Below are 6,664 nucleotides of genomic sequence, written 5' to 3'. Positions count from 1 at the left end.
CCCATGAAGCTTGCAACGCTGCGCACCGACCGGTCCACGACCGCCGCCCGTCTGGACGGTGAGGTCTTCACCGAGATCGAGGGCTACCCCGACCTGGGGGCGCTGCTGGCCCAGGAGAACTGGCGGCAGATCGCGGCCGACGCCTCCGGGCCGCGCCACGAGGCCGCCCACGCCCGGCTGGAGACGCTGGTGCCCAACCCGTCCAAGGTGCTGTGCGTGGGGCTCAACTACAAGAGCCACATCCAGGAGATGGGCCGGGACCTGCCCTCCCATCCGACGATGTTCGCGAAGTTCGCCGACACCCTCACCGGGCCCGGCGACCCGGTGGAGGCCGTGGCGGAGGACCCGGAGCTGGACTGGGAGGGCGAGCTCGTCGTGGTCATCGGCAAGACCGCCCACAAGGTCTCCGAGGCCGACGCCGCCGGCCACATCGCCGGGTACACGGCCGCCAACGACATCTCCATGCGCGGGTATCAGTTCCGGACCAAGGAGTGGCTGCAGGGCAAGATCTGGGCGGCTTCCACCCCGGTGGGCCCGGTCATGGTCACCGCCGACGAGTTCGACCCGGCGACGGCGACCCTGCACACCCGGGTCAACGGGCAGACGATGCAGGAGCACTCCATCGGGGACCTGCTGTTCACCCCGACGTTCCTGGTCTCCTACCTCTCCACGATCCTGCCCCTGCGCCCGGGCGACATCATCCTCACCGGGACCCCGGGCGGGGTGGGCCGTGCCCGGGACCCGCAGGTCTACCTGAAGTCCGGGGACCAGGTGGAGGTCGCCATCGACGGGATCGGCACGCTGTCCACGAAGATCGTCGACCCCGCGCCCAGCCGGATCTGAGAACCGGGACGGATGCTCCGCCGGCAGATGGGATCCGGCCACGACATGAGGTCTCGTCGTCGGTGTGCTCGGCATCCCGTGCAGGTCCCGGCGACCCGCCCGGGACCGGGCGGCCCGGCATGACCGTCCCCTCCGGGCCGGCGGGGACGGGGCCTGCCCTGCTCGTCGTGGCCGCGGGCGTCGTCGCCGCCCTGCACGTGTGGAAGCTGGCCCCGGCGCTGCCGGGGCTGTCCGCCGAGCTGGGCCTGACCCTGGTGCAGGCGGGGTTCCTGCTCTCCACCGTGCAGGTGGCGGGGATGCTGCTGGGCACCGTGGTGGGCCTGTTCGGGGACCGCATCGGCCTGCGCCGGGGTCTGCTGCTGGGGCTGAGCCTGCTCACCGCCGGGTCGCTGCTCGGGCTGGCCTCCACGGGGTACGGGACGCTGCTGGGCTCCCGCGTGCTCGAAGGCGTGGGCTTCATGCTCGTGTCCATCTGCGCCCCGGCCCTGATCCGGCGGACCGTGGCGCCCGGGCGGGTGTCCCTGCTCGTGGGCCTGTGGGGCTGCCACATCCCCGTGGCGGCGGCGCTGTCCCTGCTGCTGGGCGGGCTGCTGAGCGAGGCGCTGGGCTGGCGCACGTGGTGGGGGGCCGCCGCGGCCTGCTCCCTGGGGCTGGGCCTGCTCGTGCTCGCCGTGCTGCCGCCGGACCCGGCGCACGTGGTGGTCCACGGGGTCCGGGAGCGGCTCGGGCTCACCCTGCGCAGCCCGGGGCCGTGGCTCGTGGCCCTGGTCTTCTGCCTCTACACCGCCCAGTGGAACGGCGTCGTGCAGTTCCTGCCCTCGATGTACGCCGAGGCGGGGATCGCGATCACGGCGGCGGCCGGGCTCAGCGCGCTGGCGGCCGGCGTCAACGTGGTGGGCAACCTGGCCGCCGGAAGCGCCCTGCAGCGCGGGGTGCGCCCGGTGGTGCTGTGGGTCGTGGGGTTCGCGGTGCTGGGCCTGGCCGCGGTGGTCGCCTTCGGGCTCGCCCCGCACCTTGACCCGGAGGTCCGCTTCGGCGCCCGCTACGGCGCGGTGCTCGTCTTCTCCGCGGTGGGGGGCGTGGTGCCGACGACGGCGATCGCCGGCCTCATGCGGGTGGCGCCGACCCCGACCACGGTGGCGACCAGCCTGGGGCTCGGCCAGCAGTTCAACGCGCTGGGCCAGTTCGCAGGGCCCCCGGCCGTGGCCGCCGTGGCACAGTCCGCCGGCACGTGGGACGCGACGTGGACGGTGACGGGGGCGCTGGCCCTCGCCGGGATCGCCGTGGCCGTGACGGTCTCGCGGCGCGTCCCCGCCGAGCGCTGACGCGGGGCCAGATGCTCCGGGTCCGGGACTCAGCTCCGGCCCGGGGCCGCCCCGACGCACCGCCGTCCGGGCGCCCCCGCAGGCCTGACCCGTCTGGTGGGGCTCTGCGGAACCGCGGATCGGTCCCCGGGCTGGTGGAGCCGTCCCTGCGGCGATCGAACGATCAAGAACGCCGGGGCACAACTCCGGGGCGGGGGCGCCGCATCCCAGGACGTAAGCTGAATTCGTGGCCGAGTTCACCCTGAAGCAGTTGGAGTACTTCGTGGCCGCTGTGCAGGCTGGGAGCTTGGCGGGCGCGGCTCGCCGCTGCCACGTCTCGCATGCCGGCATCGCCCATGGGCTGAATGAACTCGAGCGAGCCTGTGGGACTCCGTTGCTGGTCCGGCGCAAGGCCAAGGGCGTGGTTCCGACGGCGCTTGGCCATGCCATGCTGCCATTGGCCCGGAACATCCTGCGCGATGCCGCAGGCGTGGAGCTGCTGCTGCAGTCCAATCCTGGGGAACTGTTCGGGGAGCTGTCCGTTGGGTGCACCCTGGCCCTCTCCCCAGCGCTGCTGCCGGCGATTGCCTCGGGCTTTGCCGAACTTCATCCGAAGGTGGAGCTGATTTTCCGGGAAGCATCCGGAGGTGAGGTCCTGCAGCTGGTCCGCGACGGTCAGGTCGATGCCGGCCTGGCCTTCCGGCGTCAGGTGCCCCCCGACCTGGAGTACGTCTCCTTGCGTCCGATCCGGGTCAAGGCGGCCCTTCCCAGGTCCCACCCGCTGGCATCCAGACCGAGCATCTCGCTTCGCGAGCTGCGGGATGAGCATGCCATCACACCCGACGGCCCCGCGCTGGAGGCCATGCTCGCGGTCATGCGGGAAGCGGGCGTGGAACCGAGGATCCGCTGGACGCTGTCCAGCCCGGAGACGATCCGAGCGATGGTCGCCCGTGGCTTCGGGTATTCCCTGCTCTACGTCTTCCCGGAGGAATCCCGCCACGACGACTCGCCCGTTGTCGCCGTGCCGGTGCAGGACCAGCTGCCGGGCAACGCCCTGGTCCAGGTTCTCCCACCGCTGCGGCGTCACGTGGCGAAGGTGGACAAGCTGGCCGAGTTTCTGCGCGGGGACGTGGTAGGTGAGCTCATCGGCTAGTGTTCCGTTCCTGACGCCCGGTCTCATGGCTCTGTCCCTGGCGCAGCCGGCGAAGGTCGATGAGCACGACGGTGAGCAGGAGCAGGAGCAGGAGCGTGGCTTCGGCGCGGTTGTAGCGCAACTCGAGGTGTTGGCAGCCCAGGAGCCGGCACCGGGACAGTCGTCACCCTTGTCCGCGTACCACTTCTCCGGCCTACGAGGGGGCCGCCCCGGAGACCCACGACGACCGCTCGCGGATGCGTCGGTCTCCACCAGGGGGACGAAGCGCCTGCTGTCGTGGGTCCGGCCGCCGATACCAACAAGTGCGGCGACAGGACGGTCGCGTGCCGGGGATCAGGGGGCGAGCAGAGGCCACAAACGGTCGTCCACCATCCGTGGCTGCGTCCGCCTCCGCATCGACGCAAAGGTCAAAGAAAGATTTCGGGTCGTTATTTCCGCGAATTAACCGCTTTACCTGTGTGATTCGGGTCACGCAAGCTTGATGTGAGTCCAGATTCCAGGGGTCCTGCTGGGTCCCTGATCCAGACCGTCATGCCGGGTCTCGTCACCCCTTGGGGGTGGGTCCGGCGACCCGTCGACCAGGGAAGGCAACATGCCGAACGAACACACATCATCCGGCCGAGAAGTCTCAGGCTTCTCGACCGACCTTCGAACCGCAGCCTCGAGTGTCCCGTCCACGGGAACGCACCTGGTGCTCCTGGGCACCCAGGGCGGTCCCATCCCGGGGGCACGTGCGGCTACGTCCAGCGCCCTGGTGGTCGACGGGAGCATCTACATCATCGACGCCGGCAGCGGCCTGCCCGTCCGCTTCTCGGAGGCAAGGCTGGGTTTCGATCGTGTCAGGGCCATGTTCATCACCCACCTGCACTCGGATCACTTTGCGGACTACTTCAACTTCCTGAGCCTGAACTGGACGAACTGGGACGCCGACGGGCAGACCATCCGGCTGTTGGGCCCGGGCCGGGCCTCCGAGGCCGACGCCGGGGCCTCCGAGGTCCCGGGCCTCCCCGACGCACCTGACACCCCCGTTGTCAGCCCCGGACTGCCGACGCCAGGCCTGCGGGACATGACAGAGCTGCTCACGCGGGCCAATGCGTACGACATCAACGAACGCCTTCGTTCCACACGGCGCAAGGACGGCAAGCCCCTGGATTTCACCGGGCTCGCAGGCTCCCCGATGTTCACCACGCACGAGATCGAGGTCCCTGAGGGAGCCAGTGTCTGCAGTCCGGCTCCCGCCGGCGACGGGTACGTCATCTACGAGGACGAGAACGTGCGCGTGCTCGCCACCCTCGTGCAGCATCCGCCCGTCTTCCCGGCATTCGGGTTCCGGTGCGAAACGGCCTACGGCACGGTCGTCTTCAGCGGCGACACCACGCCCTGCTCGAACCTGGTCGAGCTGGCCCGGGGAGCGGACGTGCTCGTCAACGAGGTCATGGCGGTCGATCAGGCCATTGAGCGCTTCCGGGGCACCCCGCTGTACTCGACCATGGCGCACCAGTTCCTCAGCGCCCACACCCCCTTGCGGGGTCGTCAGGCTGGGGACGGCCTGCCCGCCATTCCGGGTGTGGGCACCGTGGCAAGAACGGCCGGCGTCCGTGCCCTGGTGCTGAACCACATCTACCCCGGAGACGGGTCCGTGCCCGACGAGGTGTTCCACGACGAGGCCGCCGCGGAATTCGATGGTCCCGTGGTCGTGGGCAGGGACCTGCTCAGCGTGGACGTGGCGGCTGTCGCCGGCGCCGCACCGGCCGGCGGGCGTGACCTGTCGAGCGCGTTCAGCGCCTGACCGGCCGTTCCACCTCCCTCCAACCGTTGGTGCCGCCCGCACCGGGCGGGGCCCTCACATCAGGAGACAGATCAATGGAAACCAGCAGAGCGCCCCGCCGGGGCACCGCAATCAAACCAGTCGCCATCATCCTGGCCTTCCTCGCAGTCCTCATGGACGGATTCGACACCGCGATCCTGGCCATGCTCGTGCCCCACCTCGCCTCGGAGTGGGGAACCCAACCGGCCGCCTTCACCTGGCCGCTGATGCTCACCAACGTGGGCGTCGTGGTCGGCTATCTGTCCTGCGGCATCCTGGGGCGCGCCCTGGGCGAGAAGCGCGTACTCATCTTCGGAACGTTCACCTTCGGCATAGCCACACTCCTCAGTGCGGCTTTCCTGCCCACGGAGTCCATGGCCCTGCTCAGCCTCACCCGCGCCGCCACCGGCATCGGCCTCGGGGTGGTCCTGCCGATGGCGGTCGTCGTCGGCACCCGCAACGGACCCCAGGACAAGCGGCAACCCGTCGCTGTCCTGGTCACGATGGGCCTCATCACCGGGGCCACGGTGGCCGGATTCACCGGGGGCCCGCTCATCGCCGCGCTGGGCACGAACGGAGTCCTCTGGGCAACGGGCGCGGCACCCCTGGCCCTGGCTGTGCTGCTGCAGCTGTGCGTCCCGGCAACATCGAACCACGAGGCGGACACCGACGCGTCCGCCCCCCGGGCCAAGCTCGCCAGCATCTTCACCGGAGACCTGCGACGTCCCACCCTGATGCTGTGGACCGCAACGTTCCTGATCTTCACCGTCTCCTACACCCTGAAGTCCTGGTTGCCGACCCTCTTCATCGACTACGGGCTGGGGAAGACGGAGGCGGGCCTGGGCCTGGCCTACTTCAGCCTCGGGGGCATCATCGCTGGACTGGCCCTCATGCCGCTGTCCGCCAAGATGGGCACCGCACGCGCCCTGGTTCTCATGTCCTCGATCGGAGCCGCCGCCACCGCGGCACTGGCCCTCGTGGACGTCGGAAATGCCATGCTCATGGCGGTCACACTCGTGGCCGGAATAGGCATCACCGCCGGCTCGATCGGGCAGACGGCCATTGCGGTGTCCATCTACGAGTCGTCGCTGCGGGGCGTCGCGGTGGGCTGGTCGGCCGCGTGGGGCCGGACGGGATCGATCCTGGGGCCGAGCATCGGCGGCGTCCTGCTCGCACTCGCCTGGCCGGCGCAGGACATCGTGCTGCTGCTGGCCGCCCCGATCGCCGTCACGACCGTCTGCTGGTTCATCCTGCCCCGGCTCTTCAAGCCCACGGGCAATGCCCACGGCCATGGCCTGGACGGCACCAGGGAAGCGGCACCCGAGGCCAAGGTGAGCTAGGCGAGCTCTTGCCCACCGCACCGCGCAAGCGCGGTCCGAGGGCGCGGGAGTCACCGAAACGGCTCCACGCTCTTGGACCGCGCCACCGCGTTCGTCCGGCGCCAGTGGGCAACAGGTTCGTCCGGGCCGGAGCTCGAGAAAGGGTTTCAGTGGTCGAAGCGCAGGGCGGTGAGCCCAGCACCGCGGTGGTGACCATTGCTGCCATGGTGGTGGGGTC

5 protein-coding genes are annotated in these 6,664 nt (G+C 70.3%); all 5 read left to right on the top strand.

Annotated elements, in window-relative coordinates; all coding sequences use genetic code 11:
• A partial coding sequence (locus ACH9EU_RS04375) for a fumarylacetoacetate hydrolase family protein (RefSeq protein WP_396412721.1) occupies positions 1 to 843 on the top strand: 843 nt, incomplete at its 5' end.
• A gap of 119 nt (positions 844 to 962) precedes the next feature.
• Positions 963 to 2,168, top strand: coding sequence for an MFS transporter (locus tag ACH9EU_RS04370; RefSeq protein ID WP_396412720.1), 1,206 nt, complete (start codon positions 963 to 965; stop codon positions 2,166 to 2,168).
• Positions 2,169 to 2,394: 226 nt separating this feature from the next.
• Positions 2,395 to 3,300 (top strand): LysR substrate-binding domain-containing protein, encoded by a 906-nt coding sequence (locus ACH9EU_RS04365; RefSeq protein WP_396412719.1) that lies wholly within the window; start codon positions 2,395 to 2,397, stop codon positions 3,298 to 3,300.
• A gap of 592 nt (positions 3,301 to 3,892) precedes the next feature.
• A complete protein-coding gene (locus ACH9EU_RS04360) occupies positions 3,893 to 5,089 on the top strand; it encodes an MBL fold metallo-hydrolase (RefSeq protein WP_396412718.1) in 1,197 nt (398 codons plus the stop codon).
• Between the two features lie 74 nt (positions 5,090 to 5,163).
• Positions 5,164 to 6,447, top strand: a complete 1,284-nt coding sequence (locus ACH9EU_RS04355; RefSeq protein ID WP_396412717.1) for an MFS transporter — start codon at positions 5,164 to 5,166, stop codon at positions 6,445 to 6,447.
• The last annotated feature ends 217 nt before the right edge of the window (positions 6,448 to 6,664 follow it).

It is taken from the genome of Kocuria rhizosphaerae, from assembly GCF_044462265.1.
Taxonomy (GTDB): Bacteria; Actinomycetota; Actinomycetes; order Actinomycetales; family Micrococcaceae; genus Kocuria; species Kocuria rhizosphaerae.
Note: the sequence above shows the minus strand (reverse complement) of the source record. Positions and strands in the feature narration are given on the sequence as shown.

Coding starts and splice junctions, on each gene's coding strand:
- ACH9EU_RS04360 (WP_396412718.1), top strand. CDS start 3,893: ATGCCGAACGAACACACATCATCCGGCCGAGAAGTCTCAGGCTTCTCG.
- ACH9EU_RS04355 (WP_396412717.1), top strand. CDS start 5,164: ATGGAAACCAGCAGAGCGCCCCGCCGGGGCACCGCAATCAAACCAGTC.
- ACH9EU_RS04370 (WP_396412720.1), top strand. CDS start 963: ATGACCGTCCCCTCCGGGCCGGCGGGGACGGGGCCTGCCCTGCTCGTC.